The sequence below is a fragment of the Limnospira fusiformis SAG 85.79 genome, assembly GCF_012516315.1.
GTDB classification, from domain to species: Bacteria; Cyanobacteriota; Cyanobacteriia; order Cyanobacteriales; family Microcoleaceae; genus Limnospira; species Limnospira fusiformis.
The window spans coordinates 5,404,751-5,429,188 of sequence record NZ_CP051185.1 but is presented as its reverse complement, the minus strand read 5'-3'; the positions used below and the strand labels follow the sequence as shown (position 1 = coordinate 5,429,188).

The 24,438-nt window shown below is 44.3% G+C and carries 17 protein-coding genes; 9 read left to right on the top strand and 8 right to left on the bottom strand.

The window, feature by feature from the left end; all coding sequences use genetic code 11:
- The first annotated feature begins 7 nt into the window (after positions 1-7).
- Positions 8-1,513 carry a Ycf46 family AAA ATPase gene (locus tag HFV01_RS25335; protein WP_006622019.1) on the top strand — a complete coding sequence of 502 codons (1,506 nt, stop codon included), beginning with the start codon at positions 8-10 and terminating at the stop codon, positions 1,511-1,513.
- Between the two features lie 126 nt (positions 1,514-1,639).
- The gene (locus HFV01_RS25330) at positions 1,640-2,080 is read left to right on the top strand and encodes an SH3 domain-containing protein (protein ID WP_008051939.1); all 441 of its coding nucleotides are present in this window, start codon (positions 1,640-1,642) and stop codon (positions 2,078-2,080) included.
- A gap of 333 nt (positions 2,081-2,413) precedes the next feature.
- Here HFV01_RS25330 and galT read toward each other — a convergent pair whose 3' ends face one another.
- From galT to HFV01_RS25315, 3 genes are all read right to left on the bottom strand, one after another.
- Entirely contained in the window at positions 2,414-3,424 is a 1,011-nt protein-coding gene (galT, locus tag HFV01_RS25325) for a galactose-1-phosphate uridylyltransferase (protein ID WP_006622015.1), read from the bottom strand.
- A 45-nt stretch (positions 3,425-3,469) separates the two neighbouring features.
- The gene (gene hppD, locus HFV01_RS25320; RefSeq protein WP_006622014.1) at positions 3,470-4,525 is read right to left on the bottom strand and encodes a 4-hydroxyphenylpyruvate dioxygenase; all 1,056 of its coding nucleotides are present in this window, start codon (positions 4,523-4,525) and stop codon (positions 3,470-3,472) included.
- A gap of 86 nt (positions 4,526-4,611) precedes the next feature.
- Positions 4,612-6,012: an NYN domain-containing protein gene (locus tag HFV01_RS25315; RefSeq protein ID WP_006622013.1), complete on the bottom strand. Its 1,401-nt coding sequence runs from the start codon at positions 6,010-6,012 to the stop codon at positions 4,612-4,614.
- 415 nt (positions 6,013-6,427) lie between these two features.
- Here HFV01_RS25315 and HFV01_RS25310 point away from each other — a divergent pair, with 415 nt between their 5' ends.
- Positions 6,428-7,945 (top strand): UbiD family decarboxylase, encoded by a 1,518-nt coding sequence (locus tag HFV01_RS25310; RefSeq protein ID WP_006670706.1) that lies wholly within the window; start codon positions 6,428-6,430, stop codon positions 7,943-7,945.
- 94 nt (positions 7,946-8,039) lie between these two features.
- On the opposite strand, the gene HFV01_RS25305 is transcribed toward HFV01_RS25310, so the two are convergent.
- The gene (locus tag HFV01_RS25305; RefSeq protein WP_006622010.1) at positions 8,040-8,837 is read right to left on the bottom strand and encodes a pentapeptide repeat-containing protein; all 798 of its coding nucleotides are present in this window, start codon (positions 8,835-8,837) and stop codon (positions 8,040-8,042) included.
- Between the two features lie 135 nt (positions 8,838-8,972).
- On the bottom strand, positions 8,973-11,345 hold the full coding sequence (locus HFV01_RS25300; protein ID WP_006670708.1) for a DNA phosphorothioation-associated putative methyltransferase: 2,373 nt from the start codon (positions 11,343-11,345) through the stop codon (positions 8,973-8,975).
- Positions 11,346-11,485: 140 nt separating this feature from the next.
- Here HFV01_RS25300 and HFV01_RS25295 point away from each other — a divergent pair, with 140 nt between their 5' ends.
- Positions 11,486-12,715: a potassium/proton antiporter gene (locus HFV01_RS25295; RefSeq protein ID WP_006622008.1), complete on the top strand. Its 1,230-nt coding sequence runs from the start codon at positions 11,486-11,488 to the stop codon at positions 12,713-12,715.
- Between the two features lie 28 nt (positions 12,716-12,743).
- Positions 12,744-13,298, top strand: coding sequence for a DUF3124 domain-containing protein (locus tag HFV01_RS25290; RefSeq protein WP_006622007.1), 555 nt, complete (start codon positions 12,744-12,746; stop codon positions 13,296-13,298).
- Between the two features lie 60 nt (positions 13,299-13,358).
- On the opposite strand, the gene HFV01_RS25285 is transcribed toward HFV01_RS25290, so the two are convergent.
- On the bottom strand, positions 13,359-14,378 hold the full coding sequence (locus HFV01_RS25285; protein ID WP_318285944.1) for a serine hydrolase domain-containing protein: 1,020 nt from the start codon (positions 14,376-14,378) through the stop codon (positions 13,359-13,361).
- An 18-nt stretch (positions 14,379-14,396) separates the two neighbouring features.
- Positions 14,397-17,606, bottom strand: coding sequence for an SGNH/GDSL hydrolase family protein (locus HFV01_RS25280; RefSeq protein ID WP_193520495.1), 3,210 nt, complete (start codon positions 17,604-17,606; stop codon positions 14,397-14,399).
- Positions 17,607-17,968: 362 nt separating this feature from the next.
- On the opposite strand from HFV01_RS25280, the gene HFV01_RS25275 reads away from it, so the two are divergent.
- The 4 genes from HFV01_RS25275 (at position 17,969) to HFV01_RS25260 (ending at position 23,014) form a co-directional block, all read left to right on the top strand.
- Entirely contained in the window at positions 17,969-18,193 is a 225-nt protein-coding gene (locus HFV01_RS25275) for a hypothetical protein (RefSeq protein ID WP_006622004.1), read from the top strand.
- Positions 18,194-18,541: 348 nt separating this feature from the next.
- Complete coding sequence (gene ppc, locus HFV01_RS25270; protein ID WP_193520494.1) at positions 18,542-21,649, top strand: phosphoenolpyruvate carboxylase; 3,108 nt, start codon at positions 18,542-18,544, stop codon at positions 21,647-21,649.
- 213 nt (positions 21,650-21,862) lie between these two features.
- On the top strand, positions 21,863-22,465 hold the full coding sequence (locus HFV01_RS25265; protein ID WP_006622002.1) for a hypothetical protein: 603 nt from the start codon (positions 21,863-21,865) through the stop codon (positions 22,463-22,465).
- 45 nt (positions 22,466-22,510) lie between these two features.
- Positions 22,511-23,014 carry a type III secretion system chaperone family protein gene (locus HFV01_RS25260; RefSeq protein ID WP_006622001.1) on the top strand — a complete coding sequence of 168 codons (504 nt, stop codon included), beginning with the start codon at positions 22,511-22,513 and terminating at the stop codon, positions 23,012-23,014.
- 104 nt (positions 23,015-23,118) lie between these two features.
- Here the strand turns inward: HFV01_RS25260 and HFV01_RS25255 are convergent, their stop codons facing one another.
- The gene (locus tag HFV01_RS25255; RefSeq protein ID WP_006622000.1) at positions 23,119-24,420 is read right to left on the bottom strand and encodes an LCP family protein; all 1,302 of its coding nucleotides are present in this window, start codon (positions 24,418-24,420) and stop codon (positions 23,119-23,121) included.
- Positions 24,421-24,438 lie beyond the last annotated feature (18 nt).

The following is a 24,438-nucleotide window of genomic DNA, read 5'->3' as shown; positions in this document are numbered from 1 at the left end:
AAAAGCCATGAGCCAATTTAACCAGGAGTTTGAATTATTACTGCGATCGCGCTATCCGGTGATTTATATTCCCACATTAGAGGAGGAGCGCCTTGAGTTAACTATCAAGCAGGTAGGTTTGAACCAAGGAAATCGAGCAGTTTATGTGTGGGATTTTGTAGAAGGTTACAACGAGGGAAATCCTAATGATATGGGATTTGCAGTTCGTAACCCCCTCCTCGCCTTGGAGTTTGTGGAAAAAGTGCCGGACACGACACCGGCGATTTTTATTTTGCGGGACTTTCATCGGTTTTTAGATGATATTTCCATTTCTCGTAAAATCCGTAATCTGGCGCGTCGCCTCAAGTCTCAACCGAAAAATTTGGTGATTATTTCCCCCCAAGTTACTATTGCTGAAGACCTCAGCGAAGTGATCACGATTCTGGAATTTCCATTGCCCGATCGCCTCACTATTGCTAAATCGGTGGAAAGCCTATTGATGGCAACGGGAAAAACCCCAGAGCCACGTCTGTTAGATGAAATGGTGCGCTCGTTTCAGGGTCTGTCTCTGGAGCGCATTCGCCGGATTTTGGCTAAGGCGATCGCTAATCATGGGGAACTACAACCCAGTGATATAGAGCTGATTTTGGAAGAGAAACGCCAAACTATTCGCCAAACTCAAATTTTGGATTTCTACCCCGCCAAGGAAAATATATCTGATATTGGCGGACTCGATAACCTCAAAGATTGGCTACTGCGGCGGGGCGGCGCTTTTTCGGAACGGGCGCGACAGTATGGATTGCCCTATCCCCGTGGTTTGCTACTGGTGGGGATTCAGGGGACGGGTAAATCTCTGACGGCTAAGGCGATCGCTCACCATTGGCATTTACCCTTATTACGTTTAGATGTGGGGCGGTTGTTTGCGGGACTGGTAGGGGAGTCGGAATCTCGGACTCGCCAAATGATTCAGTTAGCAGAGGCTCTCGCTCCCTGTGTCCTATGGATTGATGAAATAGATAAAGCCTTTGCGGGGGTTGATGGTAAAGGGGATGCCGGTACAACTAGCCGGGTATTTGGCACTGTGATCACTTGGTTGGCTGAAAAAACTTCTCCGGTTTTTGTCGTGGCTACTGCTAATAATATCCAATCTTTACCGCCAGAAGTTCTGCGTAAGGGTAGATTTGATGAGATATTTTTTGTGGGTTTGCCTAACCAAGATGAGCGGAAAGCGATTTTTGAGGTACACCTAACTAAATTGCGCCCCCAAGGTCTCAAAAATTACGATATCGATCGCCTAGCTTATGAAACGCCGGATTTCTCTGGGGCGGAAATTGAGCAAACTTTGATTGAAGCTATGCACATTGGTTTCAGTCAAAATCGTGATTTCACCACTGAGGATATACTGGAAGCCGCCAGTCAAATGATACCTCTGGCTCGTACTGCTCGCGATCAGATTCAATTTTTACAGGATTGGGCGGCGGCGGGTAAGGCTAGATTGGCTTCCCGACAAGATAGCCTCAATAAGCTATTTTAGACGGGGACTAGGTTATTTAATTTGTGGCTCGCCTTGATGTGGTTCCAATGTTCGCTATCATCAGGTTTCATTGAGCCGATTGTTTTTGGCGATCGCGATCAGATAATAAATGTTTCCCAAAATACTATGAGTCTTTATGGCATCTTTAAGTTTTTAGTCGGTGTGTTCCTAGCTATCTTGATTTTGGCGGGCGCAACTCTGGCCGCCGCTTTGTACTTTGCCGCTAGGTTGACGGAACTCCCCCAACGACCGACTTTTGCTACTGATCAACCAGTGGTGGTTGAAACAGCCAGCACCCCTACTCCTGAACCTACTCCTGAGCCTGAGCCTGAACCTGAGCCACAATTAGAGGAGGGGACCTATCGGGCGATCGTGGTTCAACCCATTGGGTTAATTATCAGGGATAGTCCTAGCCTTGATGCTAACCGGGTCGGTGGGGTCGGATATCAGGAAGAGGTTATCGTTTTGGAAGATAGCCAGGATAGACAATGGCAGCGGGTTCGCGCCGCCACTGATGAAGGTCGCACCGGTTGGGTAAGGGGTGGCAATACCGAGCCTATTAACTAAATCCTTGGCTTGACGGAAGATGTGATCTGGAACACAACTTTAACCATGAGGCGATCGCACTTAGGGTATGAAACCCATCACCAATTTCCATCAGTAAATTCACTGATTTATTTGATCGCGATCACTGCCAAATCTGGGAAAACTTGGGATCATATATAACACTTACCTATTTTGAGCATCAAAGCTCACTCATCTTTCGTAGTATCTCACTGGATTAGTGTCTAAAACAAGGCTAACAATTCAGAACGCGGTTTTCATCAGATATAAGCGGCCTCTTGGGTCGCTTTTTTTTGCTCCTGTAGGCGGCCCTCAGAACCAGCCCACAGCAATCTTTCAAATACTAGAGGGAATTTTGACAGAGCGTAAAAATTCAGCGCTTTCTTCGGGAACAGATGTATTAATATACATTCCGCTTCCCAGTTCAAAGCCGGCGGTTAAGGAAACGCGGGGAATGATGGCAATATACCAATGGAAATAATCCGTGCGCTGTTCAGCCGTGGGTATGGAACGAATGGTATAGTTAAAATCGGGGTTGTTTAAACCAAAATAAAATTGAGACATTACTACTTTGAGGGTTTGGGCTAAATCCTCTATTTCTAAATCCGTAATTTCATCAAAGGAAGAAGCATGATTACGGGGAAAAACCCATGTATGAAAGGGGGAAAGCGCCGCGTAGGGAATAAATGCGGCAAAATGCTCCCCTGCGTAAATAATGCGATCGCCTGCTTTGAGTTCGTCTTTTAGGGTGCGACAAAAAAGACATTCTCCCGTATCATCGTAGTAGCGGACTGCTTCTCTAGCGCGATCGCGCCATTGATAGGGAACAATAGGAAGGGCTGCAATTTGGGAGTGAGGATGTTCTAAAGAAGTCCCAGCACTTCCTCCGTGGTTTTTAAAAATAATGATGGTTTCAACTCTAGGGTCTTTTCGTAGTTCGCCATAGCGTTGGCGATAGACCCGGAGAATATTGCTAATGTCTTTAATATCCATCAAAGCAATATTTAAATCGTGGCGAGGGTGTTCGATTACTACTTCATGATATCCCACTCCCGACAGGGATTTAAAGATACCTTCACCATGACGAACTCGTTGACCAACATCAGAGAGAGCCGGATATTTATTCCCTACTACTCTCACTCGCCAACCACCATTATCAGCCAGTCGTAAACACTCTTGAGTTCCGGTTAGATGTTCATTTCCGGGACAAAATGGACAGTCATCTCGGTAGGTAGGTAAGGGTTCTAGTTTAGACAAGGGGGGCGCAAATTCATGGGGTCTTTTAGACCTTTCTGAGGCAATAATTACCCAGTCTCTAGTGATTAAGTTTTGTCGTAGTTCAGTCATTATATTTTCCTAAGTATGAGCATAAATAGGCGGTTTTGAGGGTGGTTAACTACGGTCTATCTGTTGCCTTTCTATCGCTTCAAAAAGAGCCTGAAAATTGCCTTCACCAAATCCTTGTGCTGACTGACGACGTTCTATTAATTCCCAGAAAAAAGTGGGTTGATTAAAAATTGGATGGGTGAAAATTTGCAACAGCATTGATGCTGAATTTGAAGGATGCCAGTCTACTAAAATTTGATTTTTTTTGACGAGTTCCCAATCTTGCTGTAGTCGGCAAGCAGCTCCCCTAGCCTCGATTGTATCATAATAATTTTCGGGAATTGATAAGAATTGTAAACCCTGATTTTTGAGAAAACCAACGGTTTCAATAATGTTGGTTGTCGTCAGTGCAATATGTTGTATTCCTGAACCTCGGTTAAAATTCAAAAATTCTTGAATCTGGGAATTTGGGGAGGCGGGTTCATTGATGGGAAATTTAATTTTTCCTTGGGGGGATGTCATCACCTGACTGTATAAGCCAGAGTAATCAGTTTGAATGTTAAAACTTTGTTCGGGGTTGAGTCCTAAAACAGAATTGTACCAGTTTGCCGCAACATTGAGATCACCTACTTCGACATTTAAGACGACATGATCAATGGCTGTTAAATGAATCGGCGATCGCTTTAGTTTAATTGGGTATTGACAGCCGGGAAGCCATTTATAGGGGGAAATAGCCTTAACTTCAATCAGGGAATGTTGCAAGGAACCCCAACCGGAAATAATTCCCCATTGACTAGCAGCGATCGCACTATCATGGCTTTGTACGGGTTGCAGAAGTTTTGCGCCGCCAGAAATAGCGCGATCTATTGTTTCGGATAAATTGTCTACCCGAAAGGCTATATCAGCAATTCCGGGGGGGTGTTGGCGGAGAAAGTTCGCCACCGGACTCTGTGGGTGGCGGGGTGAGGACAGGAGGATATAAATCGGACCATTGGCCATGGTGATTGTATGATCGTGATCATTGATGTTTTGTCCCACCTCCTCAAATCCGAATTTGTCGATAAACCAGTTGCGAGATACTATGGCATCCTCAACATAGATATGAATGTGGTCGAACTCCATAAATTAGTGATGACAATTTGGCCATAATTGAGACAATCCACCTTTTAGTATAAGAGATACAGACAGGCGATCGTGGGTAAATTAACTCAGTTCGGATTTAATAAACCAACCTGCCAACCTCTGGAGGTTTGTTTGAGGTGAAAGGAACCGCAAGACTCCAAAAAATTGGGTAATTTTTTGCTATGATTCAATTGGCGAAGTAACTTATTGATAGGTACATGATATTTGGTCATAAAATTACTCGCTAAAATTGAGACATCCACTAAAGAATTAGGGGATTTTTTAGTTATTTCTTTGATAATACTAACTAACGCATTTTCTAAATCATCGGTGGATTTGATTGGTGTCGGTGTAGTGTTTGATTTATTTTTATGGGCAGTCTTGGGTGGTAAGCTATCCGTAGAAATCGTGAAATTTTCATTAAATAAAGTTACATAAATTTGAGATTGATCTGAGATTTTATGTACCGCAAAAATCAGAGGGTTTTTGAGAAAAATATCCTGGACTTTAAAATCAATAAAGTGTTCAGCAATTACCTGGCTCAAAGTCAATTTATGTTGATGATGATAAAGGCTAGATATTTTGGTTAGCTTAATCCAATAGCAATTAGTGCGCTTTTGTTCAGCCACAATTAACTCTTGCAATTGTTGCAGCAATTCTTCCACTTTGGGAATAACTTTTTTGGACGATGATAAGGAATATTTTTGAGTCGTGCCATTTTGACTATTAAATACCACAATTTGGTCTTGATCTTTGCGGACATGATAAACAGTCAAACCGTGAGATTGTAAAGTATTACAGAGATGAATTAAGGCTTGATCTGATGAGCAAACCAGCACTTCTCGCGCCGTAGGATAGTGTACAAAAATTGATGACCCCACCGTTGCCATTTTGAAATCCGCGCTATCCTTTCCTGCGGGTACATGAATCAACTGATAGCCTCGTTGATGAAACTCGGCATCTTTTTTGCCTAAACTGCGCCAGTTCGCAAAAGCCACCCTAATTTGTAAAGGATAATGACAGATTTTTTCTAAAAACTTTTCGGCGTCAGCGTTTAGCTGAATATTTTCCGCATCAAGTAGTAGAATACTCGCTCCTTTATCAATCATTCCATTACCATTTAAGTTAGGAATCGAAGCATTTAGATGTTGGTTTTTATCGTAATTGAGGAGTTGCTGAAGTTTAGGCTTGAGTTGATTAAAGGTATTAGTAGCGATCGCTTCTGAATTTAGCAGAGATCTCAGATAAGATCTCACCCAAGATAGCAATACTTCGGGGTTAGGCGCTTGACCCAACCCGTGATTCAATTTAGCTAACAGTTTAGTTTTATACTCAGGTTGTTCCCAGGAAACACTCTGATAGCGGATATGTAAGCACTCCGGGTGCTGTTGTTGAAACGACACAACGGTCTGATAGATCAGGTTACTGATCTGATTAACCGCCGTAGTTCCATTATTCGTCTGTGGCACGAGCGACTTATGGGGCATACCCCTACACAAACCGTCAAAATTTGTTCTCTATTCTTTAGATTAGCATGGAGGATGGCGATCGGGTGGATCATCGTCAATAACTATGATCCCCCATCCGACTAATGGCTTAACTACTCCTCTTTTGGGGTCTAATCACGCACCCCAACAAGATTATACCCCTGACGTTGATAATGATATCATACTTGGGTATAATCAGGGGATAGGATCATCAGCAAACCTACGGACATCTAAGGGTTATAATCATCTGAGCCAGGGACTCTGGCTGTCCGGGACTCCGTGGATAGTGATTTCCCGTTGAGGGAACAGTGAGGCAATAATGGTTCGATCGCACCATAATTGAGGTTTGATAAGTACCATGATTAACAGGATTATGTCACAATAGAAAACAGTTAATTGAAAAACTGTAAAAATCATGGCACGAGATCTGCGGGGATTTTTGAAAATATTAGAAGAACGGGGACAGTTACGAAGAATTAGCGCCCTGGTAGACCCGGATTTAGAAATTGCCGAAATTTCCAACCGAATGCTACAGTGTGGCGGTCCTGGGCTGTTATTTGAAAATGTCAAAGGTGCCGCTTACCCGGTAGCCGTGAACCTGTTGGGGACCGAACAAAGGGTCTGTTGGGCGATGAATATGGAACAGCCCCAGGAGTTAGAAGAATTAGGTAAAAAACTGGGGATGTTACAGCAACCTAAACCACCGAAAAAAATCTCCCAGGCGATAGATTTTGGTAAGGTTTTATTTGATGTGGTGAAAGCCAAACCTGGGCGGAATTGGTTTCCTCCCTGTCAGGAGGTGGTGATTGAGGGAGAAGAGGTAGATTTAACTAAAATTCCCATGATTCGCCCTTATTCTGGTGATGCGGGAAAAATTATTACTTTAGGATTGGTAATCACTAAAGATTGTGAAACCGGAACTCCTAATGTAGGTGTATATCGCTTACAATTACAGTCTCATAATACCATGACTGTTCACTGGTTATCCGTGCGTGGTGGCGCGAGACATCTGCGGAAGGCGGCGGAAAATGGTAAAAAGTTAGAAATTGCGATCGCCCTAGGTGTTGATCCGCTGATTATCATGGCGGCGGCTACTCCCATTCCCGTAGATTTATCTGAATGGTTATTTGCGGGATTATATGGGGGTTCTGGGGTACAATTGGCTAAGTGTAAAACGGTGGATTTAGAAGTTCCCGCAGATTCAGAATTTGTCCTAGAAGGAACTATCACCCCAGGGGAAGTGCTACCCGATGGACCCTTTGGTGATCACATGGGTTATTATGGGGGTGTCGAAGATTCGCCACTGATTAGGTTTCACTGTGTCACCCACCGCCATGATCCTATTTATTTAACTACTTTTAGCGGACGACCACCCAAAGAAGAGGCGATGATGGCGATCGCCCTTAATCGGATTTATACTCCTATTCTGCGCCAGCAGGTATCAGAAATTTGTGATTTCTTTTTACCAATGGAAGCCCTCAGCTACAAAGCCGCAATTATTTCCATTGATAAGGCTTATCCCGGACAAGCGCGCCGCGCTGCTTTAGCCTTTTGGAGTGCTTTACCGCAGTTTACCTATACCAAATTTGTGATCGTGGTGGATCGAAATATTAATATCCGCGATCCGCGCCAAGTAGTATGGGCGATCGCCTCAAAAGTTGACCCATCAAGGGATGTATTTATTCTCCCCCATACCCCCTTTGATAGTTTAGATTTTGCGAGTGAAAAAATTGGTTTAGGGGGAAGGATGGGTATTGATGCGACCACCAAAATCCCCCCAGAAACCGAACACGAATGGGGGGAAGCCTTAGAATCTGATCCAGATGTCGCTAAAATGGTGGAACGTCGCTGGGCTGAATATGGGTTAGGAGATTTGAATTTAAACGAAGTTGACCCTAACAAATTTGGCTACGAAATGAACTACATTCAGTGACCAAAACCAGACTTTAGGGGCGGGTTTATTGGTGCTATTTACCGCTATTTACAGCCAATAAATAAACTCAAAAACCCGCTTTTTATGAGTTGATTTAATCAACAATTGCCCCCCGAATTTTCAGGTCAAACTTGGCATTTTCCGAAAGTCCAATCGCCCCTTTAAATTGAGCGCCTTCTACTTGAGCATTAGTCAAAAAAGCGCCACTCAAATTAGCCCCTCGCAAATCTGCGCCCTTGAGATTAGCCTCTTTCAAATTCACCCCAATTAAATTAGCTTCCGTCAAATCAGCATTAGTTAAATCATGTTTTTGACCCCCATGATTAGAAATTTTCCAAATCACACGCCACTTAGGGTCTAACTGAGTGTCATCATTAATTAAAGTACTACTCAAATTAGCCCCCCTAAAATCAACATTGAGTAACATAGAACCACGTATATCTGCACCAATCAGATTAGTATTATTTAGTTGTGCATCTTGCAGGTTAGCATTACTCAGATTAGCCCCAATCAGTTTGCTTTGAGTTAAGTTAGCCTGTCTGAGATCCGCGCCAATTAGCTGGGCATAAATTAAATTGACACCACCCATACTGGTACTAAATAGTTTAGCCTTATTCAAAGAAGCCCCCATCAAATTAGCCCCATTCAAATAGGCTTTGGTCAAATCTGCACCCCGGAGATTAGCATGACCCATATCCGCATTAATTAAATTAGCTTTTATCATTTCTGCTAGACTTAAATTCGCTTGAGTAAGAGTAGCATTCATCAAATTAGTTTTATTCAGATTAATGCTATTAAGATCAGCCCCTTGAAGTTGAGCGCCAATTAAAATAGCCTTGTGAAAATCTCGCTCCCCTTGAGCATAAGATGCTAGTAATGTTTCAGCATTCATCTGGCTTTTATCTCCTAGTTAGTTAAAATTAAAGGGCAATTGTCCGGGTCGTTAATATCAATATCATCAATGAGTCGTGGCAGGTTAAAAAACACAAAAATATGCTACTATGGAGAGGTTTAAGATGATAATGAATTACTCCTCACTGGGTGTGGTTTCCTGGTTTTCTGTTCCGGTATGGTCGTCCACAGATTGGGATTTTGGGCGACGATTTCGGCGGGCTGATTTCATCAGTTTAACCTGATAAGGATCAGCATCCGATCGCCAATAAACTCTATGTCCTCGAATTTCCGCGCAGTGTTCCTCCAGACATTTTAACCAACCTCCGAGGGTTTGAATAGCTGATTTGTCATCCAGAAGCCCCCAGTCTTGTTCCTGACAGGTAAGTTTAGCAAACTTTTCATACGAGGGATAGTCTGGGGTAACGAAGGCTTCCTTAGCATAAAGAATCGGAGCATTAGCACCCTGATAACTTCGATAACTGACCTGGAGATCTCGCAGGTCGATCGCCATTTTGGTTTGTAGGACCGGATGAGGATTAGTATCAAAATCAGGATAAAATAAATAGGTTATTTTCGGCGTTTTAATATGAAATTTAATCAACGTTGTTCCTTCTAAGCGTCCAATCGTCTGATGGGCGCAACCCTCATACACCCTTAACAGGGGGTCGAGTTTCTCTAGGGCGCTAATATGAACCCAAAGGGAGTTTGGGCGCTTCTGACCTATTTCGCTATGATAACAGCATTCAGCAATTATATCAGGGTTCCCCATACTATAAAGCATGACATCAGCCAAAGCACAAGCCTTCTTATAGCTACCAAATAACCCTTTAATGTCATTTTTGACCTGTGCAGATAAATCCGACAATTTCGGACGTTTTCCAAACTGACTGAGGGCTAGATAAACCAGCAAATCTTGGCGACGACGATCTGCTACTTTTTCCCATTCTTGTGAGTTAGTGGCTTGCATAATTACCTTAAAAGCGCGTTTAATAGTTCCAAATTCTGCCTCAATTTCGGAAGTTTGTGGCAGTTCTGACCCCACCGGAAGCCGACCGCGATCGCACAAAAACTCTATCAAAGGTTGCAGGAGTTCTTGATATTCTTCAAAACGCTTAACCTGGACACAAATGCGGGGAGAAGAAACTCGCGATCGAAATCGGGAGGCGCGAAAATTCTCAGCTTCTGATTCATCTCTAAATACCAAATAAACACCCAAATCAATCGGGATTGAATCCACATTCAAAACCTGATCAATATAGATTTTCAACTCCTCTTGCTGGTAATACTTTTGAAAAGTATTGCGATTAGTAATCACCCCATCTCCATAAGCAATAATACCACGATCGCAATCATCAATCAAAATTTGCGCTGCCACAATTAACACCCTTTCCGTTAACTCCCAGGACCGAATTAATGCTTCCCGTCTTTCCACCTGACATTCAATCACATTAATCACATAACCCAGATTCACAATTTCCGATACAATTTGGGCAGTTTCTGGGGAATAGTAAGGGTCCCAACCTGCTGATAAATAACCGCGATCGCTTATTTGTTTTAAATCACCTCCATAACCACAACCATAATCAAAGAAACTGCTATTTTCCCGAAATAATCCCGCTTCCAGCGCCAGGCGTACAGGGCGAGATAAACTTTTCCGAATTATCGCAGCTTTGTGGCGTTCAATGCGAGGAGTAATCGTAGCTGTTTCCCATTCCTGATCAGACAGATACACCACCTGATGATCCTGAATCGCCACACCACATCTAACCAGATGATTTAACCAACCTTGGCGGGTTCCAATACTGCTATAAAGTCGAGTTTTTTTACTCAACAATCCTAGCTTTTCCTCCATCTGGGTTAATTGGTAAAAACTGTCATAAAGGGGATAGTCCGCCGCCACAAAAGTTTCTTTACGGTGTAGGATAGGCGGGTTATTGCTGTTAGTATAGTTAGAAAAATTTACTCTACCCCTAGGGACTATCACTTGATAACTCGTGGCTAAATCCGGGTGAGCATCTGTATCAAAATCTGGGTAAAATAAATAAGAAATAATCGGTTTATCCGTATGAAATTTAATCAGAGTTGTGGGGGGAACTGGGTTAAGCGCTTGGCGGGCTAGATGTTCATACAGGCGCAGCAGCGGGTCAAGGCGGTTAAGGGCAGAAATATGCACATACAGCGCGGCGGGGAGTTTTTTACCAATGGGGCTTTGGTGACAACAATGGGCGATCGCCCTAAGTTGATGAAGGGCTAGTAAAAGCTGGTTAACCCTCACACAGGCTTGCTGGTAGCTACCAAAAGTGCGATCGATTTCCTCATGCCACTGTGTCGAAAGGTCACTAAATCGGTTAATCTGGGGGGGAAGCTGAAATTCAATCGCTTTCTGGGCTAAGTATAAAATCAAATCATCGGCGGTGGGGTGAACATTTAAACCCGTTGTTGGGCGGTGATTGATGGCAAAATCCCAACTGTCACTGCTACACTGAATGACATCATGGTTGTTCATTGCAACTGATCTCCACAGTCGGACTATCTTAGCAGCTATTATATGACATAAAGACCTCCAGGAAAATTCCTCCCTTGTCTTTTTTCAAAAAGATTGCTATATATTTAGCAGTTTCCGCCAAACCTTAACCGAAATTTTAGATGATTGCGATCGAATATTTATCTATTGCCATTGCTATCCTGCTGTTAGCTAGTGTCATTGCTAGTAAAGCTGCCATTCACTTAGGTGTTCCTAGTTTGCTACTGTTCCTAATGATTGGAATTGTCACGGGTTCCGAAGGTATAGGCGCTATTGAATATAACAATCCCGAATTAACCAGGACTATCGGAGATATGGCGCTGACTATTATTTTATTTTCCGGCGGACTAGATACTAAGTGGGCGAAAATTCGTCCCGTGTTAATTCCCGGACTCACTCTCGCTACAGTAGGAGTCGGGTTAACCACTCTTTTATTAGGGATTTTTGCTTGGTTTATGCTGGGTTCCTTTTCCACCTTTAATATTGGCGTAAGAGGAATTAATTTAACTGAAGGATTATTGTTAGGGGCGATTATTTCTTCTACTGATGCAGCCGCCGTATTTTCAATTTTGCGATCGGGTAATTTAGGTCTGCGGGGAAATCTGCAACCTTTGCTAGAATTTGAATCTGGCAGTAATGACCCCATGGCCGCTTTACTAACTATTGAAATCGTGCAAATCTTGGAACAAGGGCAGTTCTCATTGTGGTCTTTAATCCTATCGGTGATTATGCAAATGTTGATGGGCCTGGCGATGGGATATGGCTTGGGCAAGGGGACAGTTTGGGCCATTCGTAGCATGAATTTAACTGCTGAAGGGCTATATTCTGTAATGACACTCGCTCTAACTTTGCTGACCTATGGTTTAAGTACCGTTGTCGGTGGTAATGGTTTTCTGGCTGCTTATATAGCAGGTTTAGTGGTTGGCAATTCCCACCTTCCTAGTGCAGGAAAAAATATTTTTAGTTTCTATGAAGCCCTAGCTTGGCTGATGCAAATTATCATGTTCTTAAACCTAGGATTGCTAGTGATTCCGTCCCAACTTATTCCTATCGCTGCGGTGGGAATAGCAATGGGTTTATTTTTAATTTTCGTGGCGCGTCCCATTGCTACCCTTTCTTGTCTATCATTAGTAAAGATGCCAATAAAAGAGAAACTATTTGTTTCTTGGGTAGGTTTACGGGGGGCTGTTCCCATTGTTTTAGCAACTTTTCCTTTAACCGCTGGTATTCAAGGTGCTAATCAGATTTTTCATGTCATCTTTTTTATGGTGATTGTATCTTTACTGGTTCAGGGTCTATCCCTATCACCTCTAGCTAAGAAACTTGATTTAATGGCGGAGTCGGAAAATTAAAAATCTCAATTTGCGGGGTAAAATTATCATGAAAATCAACATATTTATAGGGGCGATATTGGCGGTGATTTTAGTCGCCTGTACACCCCAACCAAGTACCATAACAGGTCAACAACAATCGGGGTTAGAATCAACTACAACCGAAAAATTTACCGATGCGGCTCAAACCATTGATATTAGTGAAATTCAAGCTATAGCAGGACAAACTGTTTATATTCCGGTTTACTCTCATATCTATTTCCGAAACACCCAACAGGCTTATAATTTAGCCAGTACACTTAGTATTCGCAATACAGACCCAAATTCTCCCATCATTATCACTTCTGTGAGTTACTACAATACTGATGGTAATTTGGTTAAAAATTACCTTGATAGTGCCTTGAAAATGCCACCTCTCGCCAGCATGGAGTTTTTTATTGAACAAAGCAATACTAGCGGGGGTTCTGGTGCTAATTTTCTGGTTGAATGGGTATCAGAAAGCGCCGTTTCTGAACCGATAATGGAATCAGTAATGATTGGTGTATCAGGAACCCAGGGGTTAGCTTTTACCAGTCGAGGACAAGTAATTAATAATCAACCATAGATAATTAGATGGTTTTCAGAACCCCCTCGCTGGGGGAGAGGGTTACTTAACTACAGTCGATTAAAATTCATCCTCAAGAATAACTGCCAGAACCCGCTCAATGATATAATCGGGAGTGGTATTAGTATCTTCATCCAGCAAAACTACAATAGTCATTTCCTCATCAGGAAGATGCCATAAGGCTGATGAATAACCATCTATTCCCCCAGTGTATCCCCAAACATCTCCCCATTCTTTAGCATCCCAACTATTAACTCCTAAGCCATAAAAACCCCCCTCATTATCTGGAAACCAATTAATCATTTGATCAAAGGTATCCTCATTTAAGAGTTCATCAGTCATAAATAGGGTTTCGGCAAATTTTCCCACATCATAAGCACTGGAAATTAAGCCACGATCGCCTAAACCAGTGCCTAATTTTTCCGGACTGATGCAATTTTGACAACTCTTGTGTTTCGGGGGGGGAGTTTCGCGGTATTCGGTAAAGGTATCCTTTAAACCGAGGGGGTCAAAAATCCGCGATCGCATTTCTTGATACAGAGGATTTCCGGTTACTGCTTCCACAATCAACTCTAGCAAAATATAGTTAGTATTCGAGTAACAATGACCCGCGCCAGGAACCCCCAGAGATTCTAAATTATCTGCCAAACAGATAGCCTCTTTAGCCGTCAAAAACTGATTTTTTTCCCGTTGACTAGCGGCTTGTTGAAACTCATCAGTTTCCAGGTAATCATCTAAACCGCTGCTATGATTAAGCAATTGTCGAATGGTAATTTTATCGCTATTTTCAAGGCGATCGCAGATTTCCTGATCCAGCCATTTCGTCAAATTATCTTCTAAATCAAGGCTACGATTTTGGTATAATTGTAAAACCACCGTAGCCACAAAAACCTGACTAATACCACCAATCCGAAAGCGATCGCGACGCTGGACTTTATGGCGTTTGGTAACATAAGAAAAACCCGATGCTATCTCATATTTGCCTTCAGGGGTTGCCACATAAAGAACTCCCCCCGGCACATTTTGTTCCGCCGTCGCTTCATCTAAAAGAAATTGTAAACTTTCAGTTAAGGCCATCATCATTACAACTAGAGTGTATTATAGTTTAGGATTAGCTATAATATCATTATCCGGCCAAGGAATCACCTTTTGAGTCGCCAAATATTCAGCCACAGCGATCGCGCCATAGCGGTTGAGATGACTAGGGTCAGAGAAATAGTCATAACTATCTGACCAGCGCCACCCCAAATCGAGAAAAACCAAACCCGTTTCAGCAGCCACCCTCTCCATGTGTTCACGGAATTTCTCCTCATAGGCACTGCGAACCGGGTCAAAATAATGATCAGTTAGTGGCATATTGACAAATACCACAGGAATCCGAAATGATTGAGTATAAGCGATTATATTCTTCAAAGATTGGGTCTGAATGCCGTCTAATTGAAAATTTTGATAATCGCTATCATAATAACCGGAAACCTTAGCATGATTTTGATAGTAAATTTCCGGGTCAAAGCGCACCGATAAAGGCAAAAATCCATTGGGCAAAAATCTAGCTTCCTCCTCGGTTTCTGCCTCGGCTAATTCCTGTTGTTCCGAGGGGGTTGGCGGGGTAGCAAAGGCGCGACCATTAGCAATAGATTGTAAAACTGCCTTGAAGCGATCGCGCTGTCTATAGGCTTGGGATACCTGGGAAATTTGTTCTTGAATAGCCTGTTGAAACTGCTGTTGGTCCCACCTTCCGTCTAGGGCATTTTCCGTCAATGCTATCAAAGTTTCCTGAAGATTTGGGGGTGGTTCAAAGGAATCTGGGGGGACAATTTGAAAAGTTCCTTGGCTAATTTGTTGATAGGCTTCTGATGCAGAAATCGCCTGATAAGTCCGGTCTTCTCGACCACTATTTAGCGCCCGCACCCCATCAGCTAAAATAATCAACTGAGGCAATTGTTCAGGGGGCAAAATCCGCCGAATAATTAAATCAACAATTTGCACTGTTGCCCCATTTATGCCAAAATTAAACACCCGTAAAGGCGGATGACCTTCTGCTACCAATCCCCTACTCAAAACCTCTGGATCAATGCCTCGCAAGGCGCGAGAACTGCCGATAATTAGTATATCTGGGGGTCTTTTATGGGTGGCGATATATTGTTGATAGCGGACAATCTGTTCATCTAGTTGTTGGCTGCGGAAAGTCGGGTAAACAAATTGCGACAAACGGCATTGAGTATCATCAATATCACAAGCAGCAGCGATCGCCGATTTTCCTGGTCGGGAAGTAAAACCAGAGTCATTAAAAACCCCATCACCTTCACTCACAGCCAACACCTGTAAACTCGATAGCCAACCCGTGGGGGGGTCTTGTGTCAAGGTAGGGACTTGTTCCCCTTCAGTTTCCGCCTCCGAAATATCAGCAGAGATAGCAGTCATAGCAATAGAATCAAGCAGACTCCCCACCAGGCGATCGCTCTGCCAAACCATCAGCAATCCCAGTAGCCCACAAGCCACAGCCAGAGCGCGTTTCTGATACCTCTGAGAGGTTTTTTCAACGACAATATCTGGGCAGTTTTTACTGGTAAATAACTGAGAAGCCATCAAAACTTGGCTAATGGTTTCGCTCAGGTGATGCAGTGCTGATAAAACCTGAGATGATGGCAAATCACTATCTGCACCATCAACATTAATAGCCGGAGAAAATACCAACTGTCCGACCTGTTCTCCCACCGCCGTGGCGGTTAATTCTGAGTCGATAAAATCTTCCGAAGCAGTTAATGGTTGATCTATCTCCGTCGGTTTTAAGGAAATACCATAGCGCCAGAGGGGGTGTTTTTGACCCGCCCGCCGTCCATAGATGCGGACTCCTTCCACCCCTTCAATTCCTTGGGCTTGTAAAAATCTAGCGATCACGAGGGCGACGCGAGACTGAGAAGGACAAGTAGGCGCTTCTGTCATCACATGGATAAATTTCCCCTTGCGTAACGCCAGAACTTTAATTCCCCCGGTGGCGAGTTTAGTTTCTAGGTCAGGGTTAATCAGACGTTCAATTTGGAATTTAATCGCATCGATATCCCCTTGGGCGGCGAGGGTCTGGGTGGGGGTTTGCAGGTCGGGATGTTCAAAAGCAGGTAAATTTAGCCAATCAATCCAAGTCGGCTTTTGGGCTTCTTTACCTGTGGGGCTGATTTCTACGCCGTAAATAGTGGCGGCGCGAATACCTTGGGGGCCGATCGCATTTAAAATTTCCCGACAAGCGGTGACAACGGTTTCCTTCTGGGGGGAGAGGCGACGACGATGATTTTTCGTATCTCCTAATTGGTGACAAAACAGGTGTAGGGTAGATTCTTTCAGAGTCGCCCTAAGTCCAATATCTAGTGCCGCTAGTTTTTGATTAAGCAGAATGGCGATCGCCTCAGAGTCTCCCCAGCGCGCCCAATCTTTCAGAATGCGATCGGGGGGAGTTAGGTCAATCCGTAGCATCCAATCCGCTTTAGTTTCCCCTTCCACCCTTAGTAAAATGCAGGCATCGCGGAACTCTTGCAGTTGCAATTCCCGCAGTCTACTAGCTATAGGTTCCGCTAATAGGGAAGGGTCCGGGCTGTAGGCTGACTCACACAGTACCCATAACCGCCGCCGTTTAGATCTCCATAGGGTTGATTTGTCGCTTTTCTGGTTGCGAATGCTGACTTTGACGCTGACCCCCAACCCACCCAGGATTTCGCTCAGAATACTGGCGATCGCATCAGGATTACCCCGGCGGGCTAAATTTTCCGGGGTTGCCACTAGGGCTGGTTCCACCGGACTATCGGGAGGGGTAGCTAGGTCAGTTGGTGGCTGCTGATTTTCCGCCTCCGTGTCATTAACCGGGGTAATGATGACCCGGGGCTGGTCAGAAACAGTAGTCGTTGAGGAAGATGGGCGATCGCCAATGAATGTGCGATCGGCTATATCCCCCAACCATTTACGCAGTCCCACACCCTGACCCTGATCTCCTGTTGACCGAGGGTGCAGTGCGTGTACTGTAGCCGAAGTCGGATAATCCAGTTTAACCGTCCACTCCGGGCGTTTAGCACCTGTCTCGCGACCCGAAACAAATATCTTATAAATTTTCGGCGCATCGCGGGGCAGCAAGGATTCTAGTGGCGTGCGGTCTAAAGCCATCTTGAATTGAGACACCACCACCGTCTCTCGAGGAGAGGGCTGTCCCTCGCACAAAATATGTAAATGATTCCCTCGCAACCTGGTCTGTACCTCAACCCCGGCTGTGGCGATCGCATCAATTGACCATTGCGTTAATCCTGAATAATCCCTAACCACGCGCTACATTACGCCAAAATAAGTTACAATCTACACAATTCCGAATTCCGGGTTCATGGGTACTCTCAGGCTTAAACTCCTGAAAGAACCAACTGACCTCGCTTCCCAACTCTTGGCAGCACCAGACAGGCCACTGCTTGCCACGATCTTACTGTTTTTATGTTCGTTTCGAGAGTCTAACCGGCTAATTAAGCCCCGACAATACCATTATACATATTCCCATAGTCAATTTTCCCAGGGGACGCGGTAGCGACCCGCCCGCACATATTCAGCATAACTCAGCGGCCTCTCTGACGGGAAGGTTGCCCCGGATCACATCTTCTGGCATAGTTAGCTTAACCAACTGTTGAGGCAAGTTACAGATGTCTTCTGCTGATGATACCCCTGTTTCCGACCCTATAGCCCCGAAAACCCCCCTTTTACCTTCCGATTTGCTTTTGGGGTTGGCCACAACCCCTGTGGTTGTGGCTTTTGCTGCCATTCCTATAGTGCAAGAGTTGGTGTTGAGTCTCAGTGAGGGTAGCGAGGAAGTTTTCCGAGGCGCGCGCTTACCCGTCCTCCATTTTCCTAACCAGGGAAGCTACTAGCCTCCCAACCTTCCCTGGATGTTTATTTGCCCCATAATTACTCACCAAATACAGGTAATAAATTCAGCAGCCCGAATTGATGAATAAGGGCTGATGGGAGGGGATATTTACCCTAGGGGGAAAGCCGATTACCTGGGGTAAATATATCTGGCAATATGTCCCCAAAATGCCTCTCACTGATTATAGCACAACCGGGGCTAATTTAATTGATAAATTAGATACAATCATCGAAAATTTGATAGTGTGATGATGGGAGTTTCTTAGAAATTTCTGGGGAGATATTTCACCGAATGTCTACCGGGCAAGTATAATGTTTAAGATATTCTTGCTAACTACGGAACAGGCCCTATGAGTTCACTGGTCCAATCCTCAGAACCAATCCCTAGCGCAGTAGTGTCATCTAACGTCACTGCAGGAGCTTCTGAACTGTTGTTAAGGAATCGCCTAAAAATTGTCGAAGATTTATGGGAAAGTGTCCTACGTCAGGAGTGCGGAGAGCAATTGGTAGATTTACTTCTACAGATGCGATCGATGACCTCACCAGAAGGACAAGCATCGCCGGATTTACAAGCCAATGTCTGGCAAATTATCAAAGAGCTTGATATCAATGCAGCCATTAGAGCAGCGCGAGCATTTGCCTTGTATTTTCAACTGATCAACATAGTCGAGCAACATTATGAGCAGCGCGAGCAAGAGTTAGCCTATGCTCAGATCAAACAACAAGGAGCACCAGAGAGTCCCGCCGACAAGTCGAATCGCTCCATTTTTGAAACTCGTCATCAGCGCTTTTCCACAGCCGAAGAAACACCAGTGGAGCTATTAAATCAAACTAGCCAACGCCAAAACGATCGCGATTTAGCCACATTCCATAACCTATTTCCGATGCTGCAAAGGCTAAACGTCCCCTCCCAGGTGATTCAGCGGCTACTAAATCAACTCGATATTAGGTTAGTATTCACAGCTCACCCCACAGAAATTGTACGCCATACAATCCGCACCAAACAGAGGAGGATAGCCAAAATTCTCCAGCAACTAGACACAGTAGACGAAAGTTATGGCAAAGTAGACAATAAAGATCCCGAAGCCACCGGGTTAGTAAAAACTTGGACAGGTGAACTACAAGAACAACTAACCGAAGAAATAAGGCTGTGGTGGCGTACTGATGAACTGCACCAGTTTAAGCCCACAGTTTTGGATGAAGTCGAATATAGTTTGCACTATTTCCAGGAAATCTTATTTGATGTAATTCCCCAACTGTACCAAAGGATTAAACAAACCCTACACCCCTGTTTTCCGCACCTGAAACCACCCAACTACGATTTTTGTAAATTTGGGTCTTGGGTGGGAGCCGATCGCGATGGTAACCCGTCAGTCACCCCAGAAGTCACCTGGAAAACAGCCTGTTATCAACGGGGTATGATTATAGACAAATACATTCAGGCTGTTGATCATCTAAGTCAACTGTTGAGCCTATCTCTGCATTGGAGTGACATTTTACCAGAATTACTCGAATCTCTAGATCGCGATCAGGTACAACTTCCAGAAGTTTATGATCAGGTAGCCATCCGCTATCGCCAAGAACCCTATCGGCTCAAACTATGCTACATACACAAGCGCCTACAAAATACCCGCGATCGCAATCAGAGACTTTCTACCAGTAACGAAGTAGAAAGGGAACGCGAGCGCATTGTCACCAAAGAAAACGCCGGAAGTCTGTACAATTCAGGCTCGGAATTTCTGAAGGAATTAAAGCTAATCGAGCGGAACCTACTAGCCACAGGTATCCAATGCCGAGATTTAGAGAACCTCATCTGTCAGGTAGAAATTTACGGCTTTTATCTAGCGCGGATGGATATGCGGCAGGAATCCTCCGTACATAGTACAGCCTTAAATGAAATTGTAGACTATCTGCAACTACTAGCCAGGCCCTACGATGACCTCACCGAAGCCGAGCGCACCCTGTGGCTAATCACAGAATTGCAAACCCGCCGCCCCCTAATTCCCGCCGAGTTACCCTTTTCCCAAAAAACCTGTGAAACCATTAACACTTTCCGGGTCATGCGAGAATTACAGCAGGAATTTGGTCAAGAAATTTGCCAGACCTATATTATCAGCATGAGTCATGATGTTAGTGACCTGCTAGAGGTGCTGTTGTTAGCCAAGGAAGCTGGACTGTATGATCCGGCGACAGGAATTGGTAATTTGCAGGTAGTACCCCTGTTTGAAACGGTAGAGGATCTTAAAAAAGCTCCCTCAGTAATGAAAGACCTGTTTGAGTTACCCCTATATCGCGCACTGCTTGCGGGTGGCTACCAAAAATATCAGCAGGTCAGCCAAGATATAAACGCCTCCCTACAGGAGATTATGTTAGGTTACTCGGACAGCAATAAAGATTCGGGGTTCCTCAGTAGCAACTGGGAAATTCACAAAGCCCAGAAAGCCCTACAAACCTTGGCGGAATCTTACTATGTCAGTATTCGCATCTTCCACGGTCGCGGTGGCTCTGTGGGACGCGGCGGCGGACCGGCTTACAAAGCAATTTTGGCTCAACCCGGTAAAAGTATTAATGGCCGCATTAAGATTACCGAACAGGGAGAGGTTCTCGCCTCCAAATATTCTTTGTCTCAACTGGCTCTGTACAATTTAGAGAGTGTAGCCACAGCGGTGATTCAAGCCAGTTTACTCCATACCGGGTTTGATGAAATTGAACCCTGGAATCAAATTATGGAAGAGTTATCTGTGCGATCGCGATCGTGTTATCGAGCTTTGATTTATGAACAGCCGGACCTAGTTGATTTCTTTGAGCAGGTAACACCCATTCAGGAAATTAGCCAATTGCAAATTAGCTCCCGGCCCGCTCGTCGCCAAAGTGACAAGAAAAAAGATATTTCCGGTTTACGAGCCATTCCTTGGGTGTTTAGTTGGACTCAGAGCCGCTTTTTGCTACCCTCTTGGTATGGGGTCGGTACAGCCATAGAGCAGTTTATTCAAGAAGAACCCCAGGAAAATATCAAACTGCTCCGTTACTTTTACATTAAATGGCCATTTTTCCGCACTACCCTCTCCAAGGTAGAAATGACCCTGGCTAAAGTTGACCTAGAAATGGCTCATCACTATGTGCGGGAGTTGAGTCATCCTAAAGATCGCGATCGCTTTGAGGATTTATTTGAGCGCATAGCCAAAGAGTTTAATCTGACCCGTCAAATGGTTCTGGAAATTACCGGACAGCAACAGTTACTAGATAATGATCCCGTACTTCAGCGCTCAGTGCGACTGCGTAATGGCACAATTATTCCTCTCGGTTTATTGCAAGTGTCTTTACTCCAGCGCCTGCGTCATCATGGAACTTCTGCTACTCCCGGCGTAATTCATTCGAGATATAGCAAAGGGGAATTGTTGCGCGGTGCTTTATTAACCATCAACGGTATCGCCGCCGGAATGCGTAACACAGGCTGATCATCTCCAGACCTGGGACATCTTATCAGTCGCCAACTATCACCAGTGGGGAGTTTAGGGGCGCGTGTCCTTAGACTTCCTTGCTACCACAGGAAAAACGTGCTATTGATTAGGGGTATTTTTCAGACGTTCCGGGGGCGGGTTCCGTGAGTTGACTGGTTTTTCCAATGGCATATCTAGCACCCGCCCCTACAGTTCACGCTATCGCAATTTATGTCTGTACAACTTGTACCTTTGCATATCCCTAGTGGTTGGGCAATTCTGCACAATTCTTTTGGTGATGTAGACCCAGTGATCGAACATGGCTACATTATCAATGGTGAGTTTTTTAATGAAAATTTGCTATCCGCTAAACCAATTGAGTTCAACGGAACAGACTGGGTGACAGTGGGTGACGGCTATCTATTGCAGTTAGGATGGTATCCTGAATATCGTCCAGAAGGCTGTTATCGCTTAACCGTCAGCCAGGGAAGTGGTGATCAAAAAATTGTGGTTAAATACGAGTCTAAAGAACGGGAGGAAATTCGTCAGGTCCTACAGCGTTGTTTGGGTTGGGTTTCCCGTCGTGTGGGTATAGATGAAATTGGTAGCCTACTAGAAATTGAAGGCAAACAAATTGATAAAAATCCGCTAGGTTTCCGGGGAGTCCGCAAAAAAATTGTGGGGATTTCCGGGGATAAACTCAATAGATCAACCTATAGTCAGGTGGGTTGGTGGTCGCCTGTTTACTATGAGGTTTGCAATATGGCTTATCTCGACCAAAAATCAAATCGGATAGACTCTAATGGCTTGACACCAGAGAACAAGATGGCATAATAATGCTCACCAAAAACTTACTTGATTGAGGAGATTTAAACACTAATGGTCGTGTCTGAACAAAATCAACAAGCATCCACATATACAGACGATCGCTTTTTTAACCTGCCCTTGTTCGATATCTTAATCGAGTTCTTTAATGAGGATGGTTGGGTTTATAAAGAAATCGAACATCGCCGAGTCGTGGCTTTGGGAATTGAGGGCAAAAATGGTCGTTTTGATTGCTATGCGATCGCCCGGGAAGAGGAAAAACAAATCACGGTTTACTCGATTTTTCCGGTGAAAGTACCAGACTATAAACGCCAAAATATCTCGGATTTTGTCACCCGGGCTAATTATGGCATGGTGATTGGTAATTTCGAGATGAATTTCTATGATGGGGAAATTCGCTACAAAACCAGTTTAGATGTAGCAGGCGATCGCTTAACTCCCGCTTTAATTAAGCATTTGATTTATACCAATGTTTCGACAATGGATAAATTTCTCCCTGGTATTATGTCGATTATTTACGGCAATATTTCACCAGAAGAAGCCATATCACGGTATTAATTAAGTGGGTCAGTAGGGGCAACCTTCTCTGGTTGCCTATCCTTTCCCACCCCAATAAACCTGACTAAACACTTGACAAAAAAGCAGATTTATGGTATGTCTGCTTAAAATCTTTGTTGCCAATCGTCACCAACCCGGATGGTCAAATCCGAATTAATTGCACCAGTAGAAGAAGCCCTAACCGTACCAAAACCGATATATTCTTGCAACATTTCAGCACTAGCTAAATCTCCCCCCTGGACAATAATCTGAGTCGATCGCATAGTATAAGGCAACCCCGGCACAACATAAACATTATTAAAGCCCTGCTTAAACAAATAATCCGCGACTCTTTCGGCTGCTTGTGGGTTTCCAGAGGCATTTTGTACGGCAATTTTAGTACGTTTAGACAATTCCTGATAACCCGATCGCTGTAATGGTCCAGGTAAGACAAACCCGGTAGAATCAACCCGAAAATATTGAGCCATAATGCGATCGCGTGCCGCGTCATCAACCACCCAATAACTCGTATATCCGCCCATGTCTCGCCCAGGTAACATCACCATTCGCACCTGTTGCGGTTCCAAATTCAACCCAAACTTAACCAGAGTCAGCATCTCCTCAAAATCCAAATTAGTATCAACATACTTCAACATCACCCGAATAATCTGAGGAATACGTGGCAATACATCAGGACTCTGTAAACGTTCTCGAATAGCCTCCATTAAAGCCTGTTGGCGTTGAATCCTGCCAATATCTCCATAAGCATCACTACGGAAGCGAGCAAAATGATCAGCCTGATCACCATCAATAGTTTGCCATCCCGGAGATAAATCAATCTCCAACTGTTGGGTATTATCCCGATAGGACATCGGATAGGGAACAAACACCTCCACCCCCCCCAACAAATTCACCAACTCCTTAAAAGCGCCAGTGCTAACTCGGACATAGCGGTTAATCTGCACCTGATTAAGGGTATCAGCTACCACCTCCGTAGCCAAGGAAGCGCCGCCCCAATAGTTAGCCTCGTTAATCTTACCCACACCCATACCAGGGATAAAAACCTCGGTATCACGGGGAATTGATAGCAAATTCAGATGGCGATCGCTCGGATTAAAATTAACCAAGATCATGCTATCACTGCGACCCCCAAAAACTTTCCCATCTTGTTCCTCGTGTGGTAGGGGGGGATCTATCCCCATGACCAAAATATTCACAGGTCGGGACAGACGAAACCGAAAGCGATCGCGCCATAATGAATTGAGAACCATCGATGCACTTTGTGGCTGTTCCGGTTTCAATGGAGACAGCAAAGCCGTTAGCGCCCCCAAAGTCGCCGAAGCGCTAGTAATGATCAGTGCAATAAAACTCAAAAATATTACCCGCAGGACTTTAGGTTGTCTTTGGTTGGTGGTGGGATAACTCATAAAATCGCCAATATCCTT

What these genes read in the sequence shown, in the direction of transcription:
- HFV01_RS25335 (WP_006622019.1), top strand. Translation starts at nt 8, where the DNA reads ATGAGCCAATTTAACCAGGAGTTTGAATTATTACTGCGATCGCGCTAT.
- HFV01_RS25330 (WP_008051939.1), top strand. Translation starts at nt 1,640, where the DNA reads ATGAGTCTTTATGGCATCTTTAAGTTTTTAGTCGGTGTGTTCCTAGCT.
- galT (WP_006622015.1), bottom strand. Translation starts at nt 3,424, where the DNA reads ATGACTGAACTACGACAAAACTTAATCACTAGAGACTGGGTAATTATT.
- hppD (WP_006622014.1), bottom strand. Translation starts at nt 4,525, where the DNA reads ATGGAGTTCGACCACATTCATATCTATGTTGAGGATGCCATAGTATCT.
- HFV01_RS25315 (WP_006622013.1), bottom strand. Translation starts at nt 6,012, where the DNA reads ATGCCCCATAAGTCGCTCGTGCCACAGACGAATAATGGAACTACGGCG.
- HFV01_RS25310 (WP_006670706.1), top strand. Translation starts at nt 6,428, where the DNA reads ATGGCACGAGATCTGCGGGGATTTTTGAAAATATTAGAAGAACGGGGA.
- HFV01_RS25305 (WP_006622010.1), bottom strand. Translation starts at nt 8,837, where the DNA reads ATGAATGCTGAAACATTACTAGCATCTTATGCTCAAGGGGAGCGAGAT.
- HFV01_RS25300 (WP_006670708.1), bottom strand. Translation starts at nt 11,345, where the DNA reads ATGAACAACCATGATGTCATTCAGTGTAGCAGTGACAGTTGGGATTTT.
- HFV01_RS25295 (WP_006622008.1), top strand. Translation starts at nt 11,486, where the DNA reads ATGATTGCGATCGAATATTTATCTATTGCCATTGCTATCCTGCTGTTA.
- HFV01_RS25290 (WP_006622007.1), top strand. Translation starts at nt 12,744, where the DNA reads ATGAAAATCAACATATTTATAGGGGCGATATTGGCGGTGATTTTAGTC.
- HFV01_RS25285 (WP_318285944.1), bottom strand. Translation starts at nt 14,378, where the DNA reads ATGATGGCCTTAACTGAAAGTTTACAATTTCTTTTAGATGAAGCGACG.
- HFV01_RS25275 (WP_006622004.1), top strand. Translation starts at nt 17,969, where the DNA reads ATGTCTTCTGCTGATGATACCCCTGTTTCCGACCCTATAGCCCCGAAA.
- ppc (WP_193520494.1), top strand. Translation starts at nt 18,542, where the DNA reads ATGAGTTCACTGGTCCAATCCTCAGAACCAATCCCTAGCGCAGTAGTG.
- HFV01_RS25265 (WP_006622002.1), top strand. Translation starts at nt 21,863, where the DNA reads ATGTCTGTACAACTTGTACCTTTGCATATCCCTAGTGGTTGGGCAATT.
- HFV01_RS25260 (WP_006622001.1), top strand. Translation starts at nt 22,511, where the DNA reads ATGGTCGTGTCTGAACAAAATCAACAAGCATCCACATATACAGACGAT.
- HFV01_RS25255 (WP_006622000.1), bottom strand. Translation starts at nt 24,420, where the DNA reads ATGAGTTATCCCACCACCAACCAAAGACAACCTAAAGTCCTGCGGGTA.